The 17369-nt window shown below is 61.3% G+C and carries 21 protein-coding genes; 5 read left to right on the forward strand and 16 right to left on the reverse strand.

Features of this window, described 5'->3' with window-relative positions; translation table 11 throughout:
* Positions 1-2 precede the first annotated feature (2 nt).
* The 4 genes from FHX14_RS16170 to FHX14_RS16185 form a co-directional block, all read right to left on the reverse strand.
* The gene (locus FHX14_RS16170) at positions 3-1490 is read right to left on the reverse strand and encodes a glycosyltransferase family 39 protein (protein WP_012557091.1); all 1488 of its coding nucleotides are present in this window, start codon (positions 1488-1490) and stop codon (positions 3-5) included.
* Entirely contained in the window at positions 1491-2990 is a 1500-nt protein-coding gene (locus FHX14_RS16175; RefSeq protein WP_184377779.1) for a glycosyltransferase family 39 protein, read from the reverse strand.
* A 12-nt stretch (positions 2991-3002) separates the two neighbouring features.
* A complete protein-coding gene (locus FHX14_RS16180; RefSeq protein ID WP_184377780.1) occupies positions 3003-4019 on the reverse strand; it encodes a glycosyltransferase family 2 protein in 1017 nt (338 codons plus the stop codon).
* Positions 4020-4157: 138 nt separating this feature from the next.
* On the reverse strand, positions 4158-5651 hold the full coding sequence (locus FHX14_RS16185) for a glycosyltransferase family 39 protein (protein WP_184377781.1): 1494 nt from the start codon (positions 5649-5651) through the stop codon (positions 4158-4160).
* A 179-nt stretch (positions 5652-5830) separates the two neighbouring features.
* Here FHX14_RS16185 and FHX14_RS16190 point away from each other — a divergent pair, with 179 nt between their 5' ends.
* Positions 5831-6793: a lysylphosphatidylglycerol synthase domain-containing protein gene (locus FHX14_RS16190; protein ID WP_184377782.1), complete on the forward strand. Its 963-nt coding sequence runs from the start codon at positions 5831-5833 to the stop codon at positions 6791-6793.
* Here the strand turns inward: FHX14_RS16190 and FHX14_RS16195 are convergent.
* The 4 genes from FHX14_RS16195 to FHX14_RS16210 are packed head-to-tail and all read right to left on the reverse strand — an operon-like array spanning position 6761 to position 9097.
* Entirely contained in the window at positions 6761-8002 is a 1242-nt protein-coding gene (locus tag FHX14_RS16195; protein ID WP_184377783.1) for an RNA polymerase sigma factor, read from the reverse strand. The genes FHX14_RS16190 and FHX14_RS16195 overlap by 33 nt on opposite strands.
* A gap of 10 nt (positions 8003-8012) precedes the next feature.
* Complete coding sequence (locus tag FHX14_RS16200) at positions 8013-8372, reverse strand: YciI family protein (RefSeq protein ID WP_003587635.1); 360 nt, start codon at positions 8370-8372, stop codon at positions 8013-8015.
* A 2-nt stretch (positions 8373-8374) separates the two neighbouring features.
* Positions 8375-8734 (reverse strand): YciI family protein, encoded by a 360-nt coding sequence (locus FHX14_RS16205; protein ID WP_003587634.1) that lies wholly within the window; start codon positions 8732-8734, stop codon positions 8375-8377.
* A gap of 12 nt (positions 8735-8746) precedes the next feature.
* Positions 8747-9097, reverse strand: a complete 351-nt coding sequence (locus FHX14_RS16210; RefSeq protein WP_003587633.1) for a YciI family protein — start codon at positions 9095-9097, stop codon at positions 8747-8749.
* Positions 9098-9252: 155 nt separating this feature from the next.
* Here FHX14_RS16210 and FHX14_RS16215 point away from each other — a divergent pair, with 155 nt between their 5' ends.
* Complete coding sequence (locus FHX14_RS16215) at positions 9253-9468, forward strand: hypothetical protein (RefSeq protein ID WP_184377784.1); 216 nt, start codon at positions 9253-9255, stop codon at positions 9466-9468.
* A gap of 9 nt (positions 9469-9477) precedes the next feature.
* Here FHX14_RS16215 and FHX14_RS16220 read toward each other — a convergent pair whose 3' ends face one another.
* From FHX14_RS16220 to FHX14_RS16230, 3 genes are all read right to left on the reverse strand, one after another.
* The gene (locus FHX14_RS16220) at positions 9478-10980 is read right to left on the reverse strand and encodes an AMP nucleosidase (RefSeq protein ID WP_184377785.1); all 1503 of its coding nucleotides are present in this window, start codon (positions 10978-10980) and stop codon (positions 9478-9480) included.
* Between the two features lie 87 nt (positions 10981-11067).
* Positions 11068-11247 carry a hypothetical protein gene (locus FHX14_RS16225; protein WP_003587629.1) on the reverse strand — a complete coding sequence of 60 codons (180 nt, stop codon included), beginning with the start codon at positions 11245-11247 and terminating at the stop codon, positions 11068-11070.
* 266 nt (positions 11248-11513) lie between these two features.
* Positions 11514-11852, reverse strand: a complete 339-nt coding sequence (locus tag FHX14_RS16230) for a DUF2147 domain-containing protein (RefSeq protein ID WP_184377786.1) — start codon at positions 11850-11852, stop codon at positions 11514-11516.
* A 492-nt stretch (positions 11853-12344) separates the two neighbouring features.
* Here FHX14_RS16230 and FHX14_RS16235 point away from each other — a divergent pair, with 492 nt between their 5' ends.
* Positions 12345-12611 carry a sel1 repeat family protein gene (locus FHX14_RS16235; protein ID WP_184377787.1) on the forward strand — a complete coding sequence of 89 codons (267 nt, stop codon included), beginning with the start codon at positions 12345-12347 and terminating at the stop codon, positions 12609-12611.
* A gap of 152 nt (positions 12612-12763) precedes the next feature.
* On the opposite strand, the gene FHX14_RS16240 is transcribed toward FHX14_RS16235, so the two are convergent.
* The 3 genes from FHX14_RS16240 to FHX14_RS16250 form a co-directional block, all read right to left on the reverse strand.
* Complete coding sequence (locus tag FHX14_RS16240) at positions 12764-13876, reverse strand: pyridoxal phosphate-dependent aminotransferase (protein ID WP_012557099.1); 1113 nt, start codon at positions 13874-13876, stop codon at positions 12764-12766.
* 104 nt (positions 13877-13980) lie between these two features.
* Entirely contained in the window at positions 13981-14382 is a 402-nt protein-coding gene (locus FHX14_RS16245) for a pilus protein PilZ (RefSeq protein ID WP_003569234.1), read from the reverse strand.
* 218 nt (positions 14383-14600) lie between these two features.
* Complete coding sequence (locus FHX14_RS16250; protein ID WP_012557100.1) at positions 14601-15002, reverse strand: DUF2177 family protein; 402 nt, start codon at positions 15000-15002, stop codon at positions 14601-14603.
* A gap of 159 nt (positions 15003-15161) precedes the next feature.
* Between FHX14_RS16250 and FHX14_RS16255 the strand changes: the two genes are divergently transcribed.
* Complete coding sequence (locus tag FHX14_RS16255) at positions 15162-15608, forward strand: host attachment family protein (protein WP_184377788.1); 447 nt, start codon at positions 15162-15164, stop codon at positions 15606-15608.
* A 74-nt stretch (positions 15609-15682) separates the two neighbouring features.
* On the opposite strand, the gene FHX14_RS16260 is transcribed toward FHX14_RS16255, so the two are convergent.
* Positions 15683-16549, reverse strand: coding sequence for a LysR family transcriptional regulator (locus FHX14_RS16260; protein WP_184377789.1), 867 nt, complete (start codon positions 16547-16549; stop codon positions 15683-15685).
* Between the two features lie 90 nt (positions 16550-16639).
* On the opposite strand from FHX14_RS16260, the gene FHX14_RS33070 reads away from it, so the two are divergent.
* On the forward strand, positions 16640-16888 hold the full coding sequence (locus FHX14_RS33070) for a hypothetical protein (protein WP_003587620.1): 249 nt from the start codon (positions 16640-16642) through the stop codon (positions 16886-16888).
* On the opposite strand, the gene FHX14_RS16265 is transcribed toward FHX14_RS33070, so the two are convergent.
* A complete protein-coding gene (locus FHX14_RS16265) occupies positions 16839-17171 on the reverse strand; it encodes a hypothetical protein (RefSeq protein ID WP_003587619.1) in 333 nt (110 codons plus the stop codon). The two genes, FHX14_RS33070 and FHX14_RS16265, sit on opposite strands and share 50 nt — an antisense overlap.
* Positions 17172-17369: the final 198 nt, after the last annotated feature.

The raw sequence follows: 17369 nt of genomic DNA on the forward strand, positions 1-17369 counted from the left end.
GCTCAGCCTGGCTGGTTGATCCAAGCATAGCCGAATCGGTAGCGGTCCTCGCCGCGCTGATAGAAATAGGGCACGTCGATCACCAATCCCTCAGGCGCGGAGGCGCCGAGATTGGCTTGCAGCCATTGGGCCATGGCCGGCGGGAGTGCTTCGCTGCCGCCCTTCGGCGGTATCAGCCAGACCAGGAGAAGCGGTCGCCGGCCGGCAAGATCCGGATGGAAGCCGGGATAATCGACGGAGAGGACCGGCACGCCGGGAATATCCTGCCGGAGATTGCCGGCAAGCAGGCTGTCGCCGGCTAGGATCGCCATCGGCTCGGCCTGTTTGCGCAGGTTTTCCAGCATCGTGGCATAGGGCCTGTTCAATCGTTCGTAATGACCGGTGAAGCGTGCGGCCGCGACGCTGCCGTAAAGGGCGGCCGGCACGCCGATCATGATGATGGCGACGGCGACCATGAAACGCCGGAAGGCCCGGCCTGTCGTGACGCCGGCGGCCTCGATCTTCAGGCAGAAATAGAGCGGCAGGATGAAGAGCATGGGCACCAGCCAGCGATCCTTGATGCCGGCCGCGCCACCGAAGACGATCAGAAATAGAATGCCGATGAGGAAGACGAGCATCATCCGCTCGATAAGCCGCGTCCATTCCGAGCCGGCGGTGAGCGCCGGACGAAGGCTCTTGCCGAAGACGATGGCAAAGACCGCCACCGTCAATCCGGCAAAGCTGATGATGGCGAGAGCAAGCGAGCTGACCCCCATCGCCACCTGCATGAGATAGCTCGCATCGCCGCTCGCGGTCATCTTCTCCAGCGTGCGGGCGGTGGCGAAATCGAGATTGTCCTTCAGCCAGAAGAGATGCGGCAGGACGATGATCAGCGCCACGACAGCGGTCAGTACCAGCCGCCAATCGAAGATCCGCGCTCGCCAACGCGCATCCGCCAGTGCGGCAATCAGCGCCGCCGCCGGCAGGATCGCGAAATTATATTTGGCGAGCAGCCCGAAGCCGATGCCGATGCCGGCGATCAGATAGGAGCCAAGGCTTGGCTGCTTCAGGCTGCGGATGAAGCCGCAAAAGAAGATGCTGGCCGAGAAGAACACCGCGACCGTATGCGTGAGGTCGCGCTGCATCTCGAAAGCCATCTGCGGGATCGTCAGCAGCCCGAGCGTCGCCATCGCCACCAGCGCCTTGTCGCGCAGCAGGAGACGCGCGGTCAGGCCATAGAGCAGGTAGGACATGAACAGCAGAAGGTTCTTCACGAGAGAAAGTGCTGCAAGCGAGACGCCTGTAAATTGGAAGACGGTGTATTGAAGCCAGTTGTAGAAGGGCGGCTGCGGGCCGTAGCCGGCGGCAAGCCATTGCGAGCGGAAGGCCTGTTCGGCTTCGTCGAGGTCGAGTGAATGCGAGGTCGCCAGCCGCACGCCGATCTGGAGCACGAAATAGGCGGCCAGCAGGAGGAAAATCCAGCGGATGTCGCGGCTGTCGGTTTCGGTCATCTATCTGGTCCCCGGCTGACCCCAGGCGTAACCGAGCGCGAAATTGTCGCCCTGGCGGCCGAAATAATAGGGAAGCGACAGCGAGCCGATCTCCTGCGGCGTGATGCCTGCCGCTGCCAGTGCCGACGAAAACCGTTCCGGCATGACCGCATCGGCGGCCGTCGCTGTCTTCTTGCCGCGCCAGACGATGAGCACCGGCCCCTTGGCCTCGGCATAGGCTGATATGCCCGGTGCCGGGAAATCCGGAATGACCACCGGCACATCGGGAAATTGCAGCCGCATGTTTCCGCCGATATAGGTGTCCGAGGCGATCACCAGCACCGGTTCCGCCTGCCGCGTCATCTTGCGGGAAAGGCCCGCCATCGGCACGTTCGGCCTGCTATAGACGCCGATCAGCCCGGCGCCGACCACGCGCAGGCCGAGTGCGATCAGCACGCAGGCCATCAGCACCGGCAGCACCGGCCGGAGGCGGCGCAAGCCGGCGGAAAGGTCGATGCCGGCCGCCTGCATCTTCGCCAGGAAATAGATCGGCAGCACCAGCAGGAACGGGTCGAGCCAGCGCTCGCGCACAGTAGTGGAACCGGTGAAAAGCACGATGAGAACGATGCCGGCGAGGCTTGCGAGCATCATCCGCTCCATCATCCCGGTCCAGCGGTTGCCGGCCGAAAGAGCACGGACAAAATCCCGGCGGAAGGAGGCGGCAAAGATGGCGACCGGCAGGGCCGCAAAGGCGATGATGGCGACAACGAAGGCGATGAGGCCTTTGCCGGCTCGCGCGATGCCGGCCGGTTCGTTGCCGGCCGCCATCTTGACCAGAGTATCGGAGGAGGCGAATGCGAGATTGTCCCGCAGCCAGATCGCGTGCGGCAGGATGATGACGAGCGCGACGGTGATCGCCGCCAGCATGCGCCAGTCGAACGCCCTGCGCCGCCATTCGGCATCCGGCAGGATGGCGATCAAGGCCGCGGCCGGCATCAGCGCGAAATTATATTTCGAGATCAGGCCGATGCCTGTGGCAAGCCCGAGCAGCAGATAGCTGCCGACATCGGGCCGGTCGAGGGTGCGGAAGAAGCCGTAGAGAAACAATGCGCTGGCAAAGAGCAGCGCCGTCGTGTGGGTCAGATCCTGCTGGGCCATAAAGGATACCTGGGGCAGGGTGATCAGCGCCAGCATGCCGACGGCGGCAAGCGCCTGATCCTTCAAGGCTTCGCGCCCGGCAAGGCCGTAAAAGAGGTAGCACAGGAAAAGCAGGATGTTCTTCGGCACGATCAGCGCACCGATCGACATGCCCGTCACCGAAACGACGGCGTATTGCATCCAGTTGTAGAAGGGCGGCTGCGGGCCGTAGCCCGCCAGCAGATATTGCGAGAAGAAGGATTGCTCTGCCTCGTCGAGCTCCAGCGAATGCGGAAGCGCGATGCGCAGCACGATGTTGAGCACGAAATAGGCCGCAAGCAGCAGGCCCGCGGTTTTGATCGTCCTCGTCGCGCGCTCCAGCATCGTGCTGCCGGCTTAGGCTTGGCTTCGATCGTCGAAGATCTGCCGCACGATATAATTCGGAGAGGCGTCGTCTCGGTAATAGGTGCGCGCGATCATCTCCGCCAGGATGCCGGTGGTGATCATCTGTACCGACGACAGCAGCAGCACGACGCCGACCATCAGCATCGGGCGCGTGCCGATGTCGTTGCCCATGATGAACTTGTCGAAGCCGAGATAGAGGAGGATCAGCATGGCGACCGCGCCGAGGCCGAGACCGAGCGAGCCGAAGAAATGCCCGGGCCGTGCCTTGTAGCGCATGAAGAACATCACCGACAGCAGGTCGAGGATGACGCGGAAGGTGCGCGAAATACCGTATTTCGAAACGCCGTGTTCGCGGGCATGGTGGGTGACGGCCATCTCGCCGATACGCGAACTCGGGACGACGCCGGCCACCCAGGCCGGTATGAAGCGGTGCATTTCGCCCATCAGCTTCACCTGCTTGATGATCGAGGCGCGGTAGATCTTCAGGCTGCAGCCGTAATCGTGCAGCTTGACGCCGGTGATCCGGCCGATCAGGTAATTGGCGCACCAGGAGGGAATCTTGCGCAAGAACAGACCGTCCTTGCGGTTCTTGCGCCATCCCACCAGGAGGTCGAGTTCACGCCGTTCCAATTCGGCGACCATCGAAGGAATGTCCTTCGGATCGTTCTGCAGGTCGCCGTCCATCGTTGCGATCAGGCGGCCCTGGGCGGTGTCGATACCGGCCTGCATGGCGGCAGTCTGGCCGAAGTTGCGCTGCAGCTCGACGATCCTGAGCGTCAGCCCTTCGCGTCCGACGAATTTGCGGGCGTTGACGAGCGTCGCATCCGTGCTGCCGTCGTCGATGAGGATCAGCTCCCAGCCATGGGGATAGCCGGCCATCGCAGCCACGACACGCTCGACGAGCGGGCCGACGCTATCCTCTTCGTTGAAAATCGGCACGACCAGCGACAGCTCGAGCGATTGTACCGGATCATTCGTACCGCGCATGGGCTCAACGGTTGTCTGCAACTTTCATCTCCAAAAGGCCGGACGGCCAGGCAATCCTTACTGCCGCCGCCGCACTTGCGGAAGGCTAGTACATGAAGTGTCCACCGGTTGCCAGCCGGCAATGCCGGTTTCCCCGCAATCGGCTGACCTGTGGGAACGCTATTTCGCGCCTCCCTCCACCCAGGAATAACCGATGGAGAAACTGTGTTTGCCGTCACCGAAGAGATAGGGCAGCGTCAACGTGTTCAATTCCTGCAGATGAATGCCCGATCTCATGAGATCGTTAGCAAAACCGGGAGAGATTGTCGGGTCATCGGCGGTCTCTCCGCGCCAGATAACCAGCACCGGCCCCTTCGCAGTCGCATATTCGGGAACCCCGGAACCCGGGAAGAACGGTATCACCACCGGAACATCGGGTAGTTGAAGCCTCATATTGCCGGCGACGAACTTTGTCCCAGCCACGATGAGAACCGGCTTGCGGGTCGCGGTCAGTTCGGCGACGTAGCCGGCAAAGGGGACGTTCGTTCTCGTATAGGTGCCGATGTATTGAATGCCGATGATCCGGAAGAGAAGGATCGACAGGATGATGACCATGAACACCGGCACGACGGGCCGGAAGCGCGCAAGGCCGGCGGAAAGATCGACATCTGCGTTTTTCAGTTTCAGGAACAGATAGATCGGCAGGACGAGCAGGCAGGGGTCGAGCCAGCGCTCGTGGATATCGCTTGCGCCGGCGACGAGGATTACACCGACGAAAGCGAACAGGCTGACGAGCATCATCCGCTCGATCACCCGGATCATCGGGCTGGAGCAGGAGAGCGCCCGAAAGAAATCCCGCCGGAAGGCTGCTGCAAGCAGAACGATCGGCAATGCGACGAAGCCGAGGATGGCGATGATGAGAGATAACAGTCCCTGCCCGATACGGGGGATGCCGGCAGGCGCCACATGTTCGGCGGTCATCCGCTCCAGCGTCGGCTGAGACGCGCTGAGGAGATTGTCGGGCAGCCAGAGCGCATGCGGAAGCACGATCAGGATGGCGACGACGATCGCCGGCAGCAAACGCCAGTCGATGAGACGGCTGCGCCACTCCCGGTCCGGCAGCACGGCGATGAAGGCTGCGGCCGGCAGGATGGCGAAATTATATTTCGAGATCAGCCCAATGCCGGTGGCGATGCCGATGACGAGGAAGCTTGTAATCGTCGGCTGCCGCAGCGTGCGGAAAAAACCGAAGAGGAAGAGCGAGGTCGCAAACAAGAGGGCGACGGTATGGGTCAATTCGCGCTGCGCCATCAGACCCACCTGCGGCAGCGTAATCAGGCTCAGCATGGCGACGGCTGCCAGCGAACGGTTCTTCAGCACCTCGCGGGCGGCAAGCCCGTAGAACACATAGCAGCCGAAGAGAATGATGTTCTTGGGAACCGAGAGCACCCACATCGATATGCCGGTCACCGAAACGATGGCATATTGTATCCAGTTGTAGAAGGGCGGCTGCGGGCCGTAGCCGGCAAGCAGGTATTGTGAGTAGAAGGATTGCTCAGCCTCGTCGAGATCGAGCGTATGCGGCAAGGCGATGCGAAGCGCGATATTGAGCAGGAAATAGGCTGCCAGAAAGAGGCTCGCGCTCGGAATGTTTCTGGTAATCCGCTCCAACATCGATCTCCACGTCAAGCCGGCAAGGCGAGTGATTTACCGGTCAGCTCTCGGATCGTCGGCGGGGAAGCGGCTTCGCCGCCATCGCCCCATCAACTCCGCCGTTGTGCGCAACCGTCATTTCTCCTAAAAGGCCTGGCGAACGGGGCCGATGCCGACGCCAAGCGAGGAATGCCTACTACATGAAGAGTTCGATCGTTGAAAGCCGGCAATCCTGGTTTATGCGCAATCGCATGACGGTGCTGACGGTCGTCATTGTCGCAGCCTATGCCCTCTTCATCCAATGGTTCTGGGGTTGGCCTGTCATTATTCGGCAGTGGGCCGATGTCGGCGCCGGCCCGGTGATCGGTGCGCTAGTGCTGTTGACGAGCACCTATTTCCTGCGCACCTGGCGTATCTATGACTATTTTCCGAAGGAGACTGCCGGCCGGTTCGCCGTCCTCTTCCGCGTCACGCAGATCCACAACCTGTTGAACATCATGCTGCCCTTCCGCACCGGCGAGACCAGCTTTCCGCTGCTGATGCGCTCGGAGTTCGGCATTGCGCTGACGCGTGCAACCTCGGCACTCCTCGTTATGCGGCTCCTCGACCTGCACGCGCTTGTCGCCGCCGCCGGCATCGGTTTTGCCGTCGCCTCTGCCGATCCGATTATTGCCTGGTCGCTCTGGACCGGCTTTCTGCTGCTGCCGGTCGCAGCCTTTGCCGCCCGCAAGCCGCTGCTGCGCCTCGCCGCCAGGCTGCTGCCGGAAAAGGCGCAGAAATTCGTCGCCGAGATCGAAAACGGTTTGCCGCTCGATGCCGTCGCCTTTGCCCGCGCCTGGGCGATGACCATCGTCAACTGGCTGGTAAAGGTGATGGTGCTGGCCTGGGCGCTCGGCTTGATGGGCGTGCTGCCGATGGCGGCAAGCTTCGGCGGTGCGCTCGGCGGCGAACTCTCCTCCGTGCTGCCGGTCCATGCGCCGGGCGGCGTCGGCACCTATCCGGCCGGCATCACCGCCGGCGCCATTGCTCTCGGGGCTTCGAGCGAGCGGCTGGCCCTGGCTGCGCTCGCCCAGGCGAGCGTCAACGCCCACCTGCTGATCATCGTCTCGGCGTTGACCGGCACGGCGATCTCACTGCCGCTCGGGCGTCGCGGCAAGCCCTGAAATCCGTTTTCTGAGAAATGCCTGCTCCGGCTCCTGCCGGCAGAGCGACAGCGCTTTCTCATAGGCTGCGATCGCCTCCTGCCGCCGGCCGAGGCGGCGCAGGAAATCGGCGCGCGCCGAATGGGCGAGATGATAGGTCTGCAGCTCCCGGCGTTCCAGAATGGCATCGATCAGTTCCAGCCCCTTCGCCGGCCCCTCCGCCATCGCGATCGCCACGGCCCGGTTGAGTTCGACGATCGGGGAGGGCTGGGCTGCCAGAAGCAGATCGTAATAGAAGGCGATCCGTCGCCAGTCGGTCTCTTCCGCAACCGGTGCCCTGGCATGCTCGGCGGCGATCGCTGCCTGCAGCGTATAGGTGCCGACCTCTCCCGCTCTCATGGCTTCGGCAAGCAGCGCCAGACCTTCAGCAATCTTCACATGATCCCAGAGCGAGCGGTCCTGATCGGCAAGCAGCACCAGCGTGCCCCGCTCGCTGCTGCGGGCGGCGCGGCGGGACTCCTGCAGCAGCATCAGCGCCAGCAGGCCGGAGACGTCGGGATGCGGCAGCAGCGCCAGAAGCAGCCGCGCCAGACGTATCGCCTCTGCGGTCAGGTCGGCACGGACCACGTCTTCGCCCGAAGAAGCGGAATAGCCCTCGTTGAAGACGAGGTAGATCACGTGCAGCACCTGGTCGAGCCGCTGCGGCAGCGCCTCGTGGCCCGGCACTTCATAGGGTATCTTCTCCGCCCGGATCCTGCCTTTGGCGCGCACGATCCGCTGGGCGACCGTCGGTGCCGGTACGAGGAAGGCATGGGCGATTTCTTCGGTGGTCAGTCCGCAGATTTCCCGAAGCGCCATTGCCATCTGCGCATCGGCGGGAATGGCGGGGTGGCAGCAAGTGAAGATCAGCCGCAGCATATCGTCCTCGATCGGTTCCATGTCGCCGATGTAAGTTGCTTCGGGCGTATAGAGGCTGTCCTCGATATGATGCTGGGAAGCATCGAAACGCGCCCGCCGCCGGATCGTGTCGATTGCCTTGAAGCGTCCCGTCGAAACGAGCCAGGCGAAAGGGTTGCCGGGAATGCCGTCAGCCGGCCAGGTCCGCGCCGCCGCGGCAAAGGCGTCGTGCAGCGCTTCCTCGGCACGGTCGAAATCGCCGAGCAGACGGATCAGCGTCGCCAGAACCCGGCGCGATTGCGATCGGTAGATTTCCTCGATCATGCTTTCCAACGGGCGATCCTCACTCTGGCAGGGTGAGGAGCCGCACCGGACGCAATTCGACCGATCCGACGCGGACGCTTGGAATGCCCGCGACGACCTTGCGCGCCTCTTCGAGATCGGCTGCCTCGATGATGTAGATGCCAGCCAGATGTTCCTTGGTCTCGACGTAAGGGCCGTCGGTCGAAGACAGAATGCCATGGCGCACTCTCAGGACCGAGGCGCTGTCGGGACCTTCCAATGCATCGGAATGGATCATGATGCCTTTGCGCTGAAGCTCCTCGTCATACTGGAAATGCGCCCTCACGAGCTCGTCGCCCTCGGCCTGACTGAGCGTGCCATCCATATCGGCGGAATTATAGATGAGGCAGACGAAGCGCATGGCTATCTCCCATCCTTGATCGAATAGGAGGGCCTGATTTCGATCGACGCATATTTGAGGATCGGGAAGGTGGAAATGATCGCTTTCGCTTCTTCCATGTCCTTGGCCTCGATCACCACGAACCCGCCGAGATGCTCCTTGATTTCGGCGAAGGGACCATCTGTCGCGGCGACAGTGCCGTTGCGAACGCGGAGCGTTACGGCTCGCTCCGGTTCATAGAGCGCCAGCGCGCTCAGCATATGACCGCTGTCGCGCCAGTGGTCGTCGCTGACGATGCACTCCTGCGTGACCGCGTCCCATTCCTCCTGCGTGACTTTGCTGCTCTTTTCGGTATCGAACCAGATCTGACCCAGAAACTTCATTGTGTGACCTCCTCAGCCGAATTCATGGATGGGACGAACTTCGATCGCGCCGAGTTTCGCTAGCGGAATGCCAGCCGCAACCCGGATCGCGTCATTTAGATCCTTGGCCTCGATCAGGATGAAGCCGCCGAGCGCCTCCTTGGTCTCGGCGAAGGGGCCGTCCGTCACCGACATCTCGCCGCCTCGCACCCGGACGGTCACCGCCGATCTCGGCGGCTGCAGCGCCTGAGCGACGATCATATGCCCGCTTTCGGCGAGATCCCTGTCGTAGTTCAGGGAATTCACGTCGAGGTCGGCCTTCTCCTCTTGCGTCATGGCGTCGAGCACGCCGCTATCGAACCAGACCTGGCAGAGATATTTCATCGCGGACAGCCTCCCTTGCGGCGTTTCAATGACTCTGGACGATCGAGCTTCGCGCATTTCGACATTGCCCCAAAAAACTTTTTTGCGGGTCAGCTGTCGAAATCGCAAGGCAGCACTCGACAAGGCTTCATCGAAACCTGTCGAGGAGAACGGCAATGACTATTCTTGAAATCGCTCTGGCAAGCCAGATCTGGGCACGTCGCCATGAAAAGCGTCAGCCGGAGTTCAACGAAAGCGACGGGCTGAAGATTCTCCAGCGCACCGCTTTCGCCTTCGTCGCCTTCACCCTGCTGATAGCAGGGCTGAACCTTGCCGCCGGCAGACCGCAGATGCTTGCGGATCACCCAGCGCCTGCTGTGGCGGGACGGTGAGGAAACCGCCTATTGAAAGGCGGTTTCGAAGAAGCTGCGCAGTTTGCGCGAATGCAGGGCTTCCGTCGGCATGGCGGCAAGCTTCTGCACGGCGCGGATGCCGATCTGCAGATGCTGGTTGACCTGCGTGCGGTAGAAGGCTGTCGCCATGCCCGGCAGCTTCAATTCGCCGTGCAGCGGCTTGTCGGAGACGCAGAGCAGCGTGCCGTAGGGCACGCGGAAGCGGAAGCCGTTGGCAGCGATCGTCGCCGATTCCATATCGAGCGCGATCGCGCGCGCCTGGGAAAGCCGCTTCACCGGTCCACGCTGGTCACGCAGTTCCCAGTTGCGGTTGTCGATGGTGCCGACGGTGCCGGTGCGCATGATGCGCTTCAGCTCGAAACCCTCGTAACCGGTGATTTCGGCAACGGCTGCCTCCAGCGCCACCTGCACTTCGGCGAGCGCCGGGATCGGCACCCAGACCGGCAGGTCGTCGTCGAGAACATGGTCCTCGCGCATATAGGCATGGGCGAGAACATAATCGCCGAGCCGCTGGCTGTTGCGCAGACCGGCGCAGTGGCCGAGCATCAGCCAGGCATGCGGGCGCAGCACCGCGACGTGGTCGGTGATCGTCTTGGCGTTGGAAGGGCCGACGCCGATATTGATCATGGTGATCCCGGCATGCCCCTTCTTCTTCAGATGGTAGGCCGGCATCTGCGGCAGGCGGCTCAGCGCCGCATCCGTTTCCGGCACGCTTGAGCCGGGCAGGGTGACGATGTTGCCGGGCTCGACGAAGGCGGTATAGCCGTCGCCGCCCTCTGCCATCAGCTTGCGCGCCCAGCTGCAGAATTCGTCGATATAGAACTGGTAGTTCGTGAACAGCACGAAATTCTGGAAATGCTCGGCATGCGTCGCGGTATAATGCGACAGACGGGCGAGCGAATAGTCGATGCGTTGCGCGGTGAACGGCGCAAGCGGCGAGGGCTCTCCCGGCGGCGGGATATATTCGCCATTGGCGATCTCGTCGTCGGTGGTGTTGAGATCCGGCGTATCGAAAATATCGCGCATCGGAATGTCGATAAAGGCGTTGGTCGATGCTTCCACATGCGCACCCTCGCCGAAGGCGAAGTGCAAGGGGATCGGCGTCGTCGATTCCGAAACGATGACCGGAACATTGTGGCTCTTCACCAGGAGCGCCAGTTGCTCCTTCAAGTAATGCTTGAAGAGCTTCGGCCGGGTGACCGTCGTCGTATAAATGCCCGGTGCCGTGACATGGCCGTAGGAAAGGCGCGAATCGACGTGGCCGAAGCTTGTCGTCTCGATGCTGACCTGGGGATAGAAGGCACGGTAGCGCGAGGAGATCGGAGCGCCTTGCGCAAGCTCGGTGAAGCTCTTGATCAGGAACGCCGTATTGCGCTCGTAAAGCGCCGTCAGCGCTTCCACCGCCTTGGCGGGATCATCAAAGCTCTGAGGCTGGAAAGGGGGTGGCGAAAATATGTCGAGCGGCGACAAAGGGGAGATTCGTTTGTTCATGACGCATTATAGAGACTTGTTTTTGACAAGCAAACGACGCGCGCCGGCGGAATCCGATTATTTTATCCTCTTTGGTGTCGGATATCGTCAGTGCACCGATGGCGCGCAGAAAGTGCCGTTTCGTTCCAGGCAGGTATAGCTTGCCCCGAAATGCGACTGTGCACCACCGCCGCCATTATGCACCACCACCGCCGAAAACGTGACAGCGAAGATCGCTGCAAACAGTGTGATAATGCTGAACCGTTTTGCCAGAATATACATGTCCATCGCCGTTCCCCCGATACGCAACTCTATCGTGACAACAGTTTTGCCATGGGGCGGCTGAATGAGTGCTGAGATGCCGGTTCATCCACCGTTCAGCTTGTGGGGCACGCTCGGGGCAGGATTGGGAGAGAATTTACGAGGGTTTGCCAGGCCCCGCTCAACGTGTTCGGCTTTGTCGGATCGCCCGGGCAAGAGACCGGAAAGACCGCGGGGTGCCGGTGCATCGGCATCCCCGCCTCTGATGATCGTTGCAGAGCTGCCTAATGGGCTCAGAGCCGCGTCCAGGTCTGTGACTTGCAGAGCACCTTCATCACGCAGCCCTGCATCCGCAGCGAATTGCCGGAAATCTTGCCCGAGCCGCTATAGGTCTTGTCGGCGGCCGGGTCGGTGATCTCCCCGGCATAGCTGCCGCCGGTTCCCGCAAGCGTGCCGATCTTCCGGCCGGCATATTTACCGGTCTTCAACGTCACGCAATAACTGCCGCCGCAGGAGACGATCACTGCCGTGTCGCCGGCCGCTGTCTTCCAGCTGCCGACGATCGGCTCCTCAGCATGGGCGATGCCCGCGGTCATTGCGATGGCGCTGGCGAGAACGAAGCTGCGGATCATCTTTTCCTCCATGATGTCCCTGATCGGGCGCGAAATTAACTGACGCGAACGTAAAGGTAAATATGCGTGGTCATTTTCGCGGAAGGGTGCAGCGGTTCCGGGATAACGACATGCATAAAAACAACAAGCTTTTCCGGCGGAAAAAGCGCTGAGAAAAAATCCGGCGGCGGCCTTTTAAATATCGGCTGCTGATTTCATGATGAACGATCCCTTTATTTTCAAATCTGAATCTTTCGTAAAATTCGAGCGAAAGTCCTTAAGCTGCAAGGCATCTGATGTTTAACAAAAACCCAAATTTACCAAGCATTTGCACTTTGTTTGTCTCAAATTAATCATGGATTTTAGGCGTTTTTTGAAAGCCGTTCGGCATAGTGAACCCATCAAACGAGCGGGGCAAACCCGCCGGACCGCAAGGGCCGCAAGCCGCGATAGACGGCAAGGCCCGGAGGTAAAACAGGGTAAGTCATAAACAGGCTAACAGGGATAAAACCGATGGCACGCTTTGAAATGCACAATGCTGAAACGGCCACCATGGGTGGCGACAACAGCGCCGATGTCTTCTGTGAAGTGGGTCTGATGTATGCGACCGGCCGCGGCTGCGAAGTCGATCTCGTCGCAGCCCACAAATGGCTGAACATCGCCGCAATCAAGGGCAACGACCGCGCCGCCGAGCTTCGTGCGGATGTGGCCGCCGCCATGGACAAGATGCAGATCGTGGCGGCGCTGCGCGCCGCCCGCGAGTGGATGACCGTCCACTGAACCTATCCTGCCGATACGGTGGGAATGGACATAAGAACCTCGGAAAGAGGGGAGCCGGCAGGGCGCTTTCAACAGGCCCGACGCCAGGAGAACGGAACCGCGGCCGGATCCTCCACCGGCCGCGGTTCTAGTTGTTTCCGCTGACGCTTTTATCAGCCGATCTGTTTCAGCACCTGCGGCAGCGCGTCTTCGAACAGCGCCATATCCGCCTCCGGCCCGACGCTGACGCGAATGCAGCGATTGAGGGGCGCCACGCCGGGCATGCGGATGAAAACGCCGCGTTCCATCAGCCCGTCGACGATCGCCCGCGCATAGGCGCCGTCCCGGCCGGCATCGATCGCCACGAAATTCGTTGCCGAGGGCAGGGGCTCAAAGCCGTTTGCCCGGGCGATGCCGCCGATACGCTCCCGCGCCGCCTGGATTTTCCCGACCACCTCGGCGAGATAGGCCTGGTCCTTGAGAGCGGCGAGGGCTGCCGCCGTCGCCAGCCGGTTCATGCCGAAATGATTGCGGATCTTGTCGAAAGCTTCAGCCGTTCCGGCCGTCGAGATCACGTAACCGGTGCGTGAGCCGGCCAGTCCGTAGGCCTTGGAAAAGGTGCGGGTGCGAACGACGTTCGGCAGCTCGATCAGCGAGGCGATCGATGGCAGCGCGCCTGCCGGCCCCGTTTCGCTATAGGCTTCGTCGAGCACCATCAGCGTCGTCTCGGGCAGCGCCCGGGCGAAGGCGACGATCTTGTCGGCATCCCACCAGCTTCCCATCGGATTGTCGGGATTGGCGAAATAGACCAGCGGTGCATTCTCCCGCTTGACGGCATCGAGCAAGCCGTCGAGATCCTCGCGGTCGTTGGCGTAGGGAACGGTCACAAGCCGACCGCCGAAGCCGGCAACGTGGAAATTGAAGGTCGGATAGGCGCCGAGCGAGGTGACGACGGGAGCGCCGGGCTCGATCACCAGCCGGACGATCTGGCCGAGCAGCTCGTCGATGCCGCTGCCGATGGCGATATTGGCAGAGGGGACGCCGAGATGGTCACCAAGCGCTTGCCGGAGCGCGAAATTCTCCGGGTCATTGTATTTCCAGATATTGCCGGCCTCTTCGCGCATCGCCGCAAACACGGAAGGGGCGGGACCGAAGCCGTTCTCATTGGCGCCGATGCGAGCCGAAACGGCAAACCCGCGCTGGCGCTCGATCGCCTCGGGACCGACGAAAGGAACGGTGGAGGGCAGGGCGCCGGCAAGAGGCGTGAAGCGCGAAAAGGCGGACATGCGAAGGCGATTTCCCGGATATGTTGACGATCGGCGCAACAATAGGCCCGGGCACCACCGACGCAAGCAAGATTATTTCTGCAATCGACTGGCTGCCGGCCTGTTTACGCCCGGAAGATCGGCGCCCGGCGGGCGGCGATTGCTTCCATGTTGCCGACAAGGAAATCGGTGCGGACGACGCGGCGCAGAACTTCGGGGTCCATGATGTTGATGAACCGCACCCCGATGCGTTCCTTGTGCCGGTAGACCTCGGCACAGCCGATCCGGTAGGCGAGGCCGAGAATGTTGAGATAATAATGTTTCGGCAGGCCGGCGGTGGTCGACACGATGAACGTGGCGCCGCCTTGGGAGATATCGATGATCTCGGCGCTTCGCATCGAGACGCCGGTAAGGCATGGACGGACGGCGACGATACGGGCTGGCCGCTTGACGCTGAACTCTTCCCAGCGCAGGTCGTAGACAGCGGATTTGACCGTGGCAAGGTGTGTGGCGCGGAGCATAGACATTCACATTCTCCGTCAGTCAGGACGCATTTGGGGTCTTGATCACAAGCGAGCGGTCTTGATCACGATCAAGCGGGGTCTTGATCACGACCAAGGTCACATGAATGTTTTGCACATTCGTCAAGGATAAAATTACAATTTTAACGAGTTCAAACTTTGTTCCCAAGCGGGACGCCCCGATGTTCATTATCGGGACGCGGGCTTTCACCCGGAGGTCTCGTTCAGCCGAGGATTCTGACGGCGAGATATCCGCCGACGGCAGTCAGCGCCGTCAGCAACGTGCCCCAGGCCATGTCGATGAGGCTCATCGTCAGCGGCCAGTTGCGGAGCGTCGCGAGATTGGTGATGTCGTACGTGCCATAGGCCGCCAGTCCCAGAATGGCACCGTGGATAAGGGCCGTGGCGATCGAGCCCGCCGATAATGACGGCAGCACGGCAAGCACAACCACCGCGGCGGCAAAGAACAGATAAAACAGCGCGGCGACAGCAAGATTGGGCGAGGGCAGCATCAGCGCTCCCAGCTGGTCGCGATAGAAATTGCGCGCCACCAGTCCAAGCCAGATCCCGTCGCAGACGAGAAGGGTGAGAAAGGTGCCGGCATAAGCAAGCAATGCTGTTTTCATCGTCGATCTCCGAACCTCTCTTTCTACGCGGCAAAGGCCGATCGGATCGCTGTCCGATCGATTTCGCTGCAATTTTTGCGAACTCTTTCAATAGCCGGGCGTTCTGCCTTGATCGATGAAGCACGGCGCGCTTCGAATGACGACAGCGAGGAGTTGAAAATGACCAACGTCAAAATCCCTTGGGAATCATGGGTGGTGGTCTGCGACGGAGCCAAGGCTCTGATCATGCAGAATGCTGGCGACGCTCAACTGATGAACCTGAAGGTGCTTGAAACCCTGACGCAGCCGAGCGCGCCGGATCGCGAGGTTGGCGCCGATAAGCCAGGCCGGACCCATGCCGCAGATGGCTTGAGCGGCAGCGCTGTCGAGGAGACCAGCTGGCAGGATCAGGCCGAAGCCGGATTTTTGAAACAGGTGGCCGAAAAGCTCGACGAGCTGGTGCAGAAGAAGAACGCCCGTCGCATCGTTATCGTTGCACCGCCAAAGGCGCTCGGTACATTGCGGCCGGCGCTTCGTGCCGATACGCAAGCCGCGATCACCGCCGAGGTGGCAAAGGATTATACCAATCTGCCGGTGGACGAGATCGAACGGCATCTCGCTGCCTGAGGGTAAGCCGATCTCCCAGATATCCAAAACAAAGCGATAGGGAAAACGCGGGTCTGACGGCCCGCGTTTTCGCTTTATATCGCCGGGCTCTGCCCGGCAAACAGCGCTTCATGATCGGCAAAGAGTGCTGCCAGGCGGTCGATGACGATCCTGACCTCCGGCCGCTGCCTCTCGTCGTCATGCGCGACGATCCACATATCGTAAGTCAGCGCGTCGATGAGCGGCCCGGCGCGGACGAGCTTGCGGTCCTGATCGCCGATGAAACAGGGTAGCACCCCGCGGCCGGCACCGCCGCGGATCACATGAAACAGCATATGCGGTGTGTTCGTCCAACTGGTGATCCAGTAGTCCGGCTGTTCGAACGTCCATTTGTCAGCCGGCGTGACGGCGGTATCGGTGCCAAGAGAGATCCAGTTGCAGTTGGCCGCGTCATAATCCGCTGCTTGGTAAGCCGCATGCGCCACCTTGACCGAGCGGCGGATCGCGACGTTGCCGCTGTCCGGCCGGCTGTGGCCTAGGGCGATATGCGCCTCGCGATAGGTGAAATCGACGCCGGTATCGCAGGTCTTGTAGCACATGCGGAAACTGTCTTTCGGTGTCCAGACGCTGGCGAGATGATCGGCGATGAAACGCGAGGTCCAGCTGTCGGCGGCCGTCGAGACGATCGGCAGCGTCAGCACTTCGCCGCGCCAGTCGGAGATCGCCCGCGCCGCATCCTGCATCAGCCGCACGCGGTCGAGCAGTTCCTGCCCATCTCTCGCCAGCAGATAACCGGTGGGGCCGCGGCTGAACAGCGATCGGCCCGTCACCCGTTCGAGCGCCAGCATGCGCCGGCCGATCGTCGGCGCACTGAGACCGGTGCGCGCGGCTGCCGCCGAAAGCCCGCCGCCGGTCGCGACATGGAAGAAAAGCTGCAGGTCGTCCCAGTTCGCATCTTTCATGGATGAAAACCCCCTTTCCCCAGCGCCTCTACATCGGAGGAGCGTGAAGGCCTAGCTCAAGTGCTCCAGCAATAGATGGAGGATGAAGCAATGCTTCTCAACTGGATCGTTTTGTTTGAGGAACTCGAATCCCGCAATCGCCGCATGCGCCGCGATCCCATGGCCGATCCGCTCGATGGGCCGGAATGGCGCGGACTTCTCTGGATCATTCCGATCATGGCGTATCTGGCCTCGAGAAGAGGCGAGACGAGGAGACCGCGCCGCCACAAGGCGCAGCTTGGACGAAGCCTCAGGTTTCGAAGCTCAGCCGCAGCACGTGGTGCAGGAATTCCGGATTGAGCAGCATGTTGAAGCTGACCGTCACCCATTCGCCTTCGCGCTTGACCATGGTCGCGCCGATCTCGTCATGGATGCCGAGGATTTCGAGGAAGAAATGGCTCGGCATTTCCAGGTTCGGGCTGACTTCGAGCAGCGCGCCGGCAAGGGTGATCGTGCGGATCAGGCAGCGCACCTGCGTTCCGGTGCTGAGGTGATGGCCGACGAAGATGATATTCCCGGGCCTGTCGAGCTTGAATTCCCTGTAAGCACGTTCCGGCTTGGGGTGGTCTGTGTCGAGGTGCATCTGAAAGGCCCTTTTAGCCTCCGCTTGTTCTACCACAGGATATTAGTTGAAGAATGCTGACGATTGCTGAAGAACATCGTTAAGATTGAATGCTTCTGGGGGACTTGCGGGAAAATCGCACCGATTTCGGGCAGAATTGCCCCAAATCTGTTCATTCCCGGCGCATATCGGCCATTCTTGACATGTCGGCGGCCTTCG

Source organism: Rhizobium sp. BK619, from assembly GCF_014195245.1.
Taxonomy (GTDB): Bacteria; Pseudomonadota; Alphaproteobacteria; order Rhizobiales; family Rhizobiaceae; genus Rhizobium; species Rhizobium acidisoli.

What these genes read in the sequence shown, in the direction of transcription:
- FHX14_RS16225 (WP_003587629.1), bottom strand. Translation starts at nt 11,247, where the DNA reads ATGGACATGTATATTCTGGCAAAACGGTTCAGCATTATCACACTGTTT.
- FHX14_RS16190 (WP_184377782.1), top strand. Translation starts at nt 5,831, where the DNA reads ATGAAGAGTTCGATCGTTGAAAGCCGGCAATCCTGGTTTATGCGCAAT.
- FHX14_RS16205 (WP_003587634.1), bottom strand. Translation starts at nt 8,734, where the DNA reads ATGAAGTTTCTGGGTCAGATCTGGTTCGATACCGAAAAGAGCAGCAAA.
- FHX14_RS16245 (WP_003569234.1), bottom strand. Translation starts at nt 14,382, where the DNA reads ATGTCTATGCTCCGCGCCACACACCTTGCCACGGTCAAATCCGCTGTC.
- FHX14_RS16250 (WP_012557100.1), bottom strand. Translation starts at nt 15,002, where the DNA reads ATGAAAACAGCATTGCTTGCTTATGCCGGCACCTTTCTCACCCTTCTC.
- FHX14_RS33070 (WP_003587620.1), top strand. Translation starts at nt 16,640, where the DNA reads ATGCTTCTCAACTGGATCGTTTTGTTTGAGGAACTCGAATCCCGCAAT.
- FHX14_RS16170 (WP_012557091.1), bottom strand. Translation starts at nt 1,490, where the DNA reads ATGACCGAAACCGACAGCCGCGACATCCGCTGGATTTTCCTCCTGCTG.
- FHX14_RS16220 (WP_184377785.1), bottom strand. Translation starts at nt 10,980, where the DNA reads ATGAACAAACGAATCTCCCCTTTGTCGCCGCTCGACATATTTTCGCCA.
- FHX14_RS16200 (WP_003587635.1), bottom strand. Translation starts at nt 8,372, where the DNA reads ATGCGCTTCGTCTGCCTCATCTATAATTCCGCCGATATGGATGGCACG.
- FHX14_RS16260 (WP_184377789.1), bottom strand. Translation starts at nt 16,549, where the DNA reads ATGAAAGATGCGAACTGGGACGACCTGCAGCTTTTCTTCCATGTCGCG.
- FHX14_RS16185 (WP_184377781.1), bottom strand. Translation starts at nt 5,651, where the DNA reads ATGTTGGAGCGGATTACCAGAAACATTCCGAGCGCGAGCCTCTTTCTG.
- FHX14_RS16265 (WP_003587619.1), bottom strand. Translation starts at nt 17,171, where the DNA reads ATGCACCTCGACACAGACCACCCCAAGCCGGAACGTGCTTACAGGGAA.
- FHX14_RS16240 (WP_012557099.1), bottom strand. Translation starts at nt 13,876, where the DNA reads ATGTCCGCCTTTTCGCGCTTCACGCCTCTTGCCGGCGCCCTGCCCTCC.
- FHX14_RS16210 (WP_003587633.1), bottom strand. Translation starts at nt 9,097, where the DNA reads ATGAAATATCTCTGCCAGGTCTGGTTCGATAGCGGCGTGCTCGACGCC.
- FHX14_RS16175 (WP_184377779.1), bottom strand. Translation starts at nt 2,990, where the DNA reads ATGCTGGAGCGCGCGACGAGGACGATCAAAACCGCGGGCCTGCTGCTT.
- FHX14_RS16255 (WP_184377788.1), top strand. Translation starts at nt 15,162, where the DNA reads ATGACCAACGTCAAAATCCCTTGGGAATCATGGGTGGTGGTCTGCGAC.
- FHX14_RS16230 (WP_184377786.1), bottom strand. Translation starts at nt 11,852, where the DNA reads ATGATCCGCAGCTTCGTTCTCGCCAGCGCCATCGCAATGACCGCGGGC.
- FHX14_RS16215 (WP_184377784.1), top strand. Translation starts at nt 9,253, where the DNA reads ATGACTATTCTTGAAATCGCTCTGGCAAGCCAGATCTGGGCACGTCGC.
- FHX14_RS16235 (WP_184377787.1), top strand. Translation starts at nt 12,345, where the DNA reads ATGGCACGCTTTGAAATGCACAATGCTGAAACGGCCACCATGGGTGGC.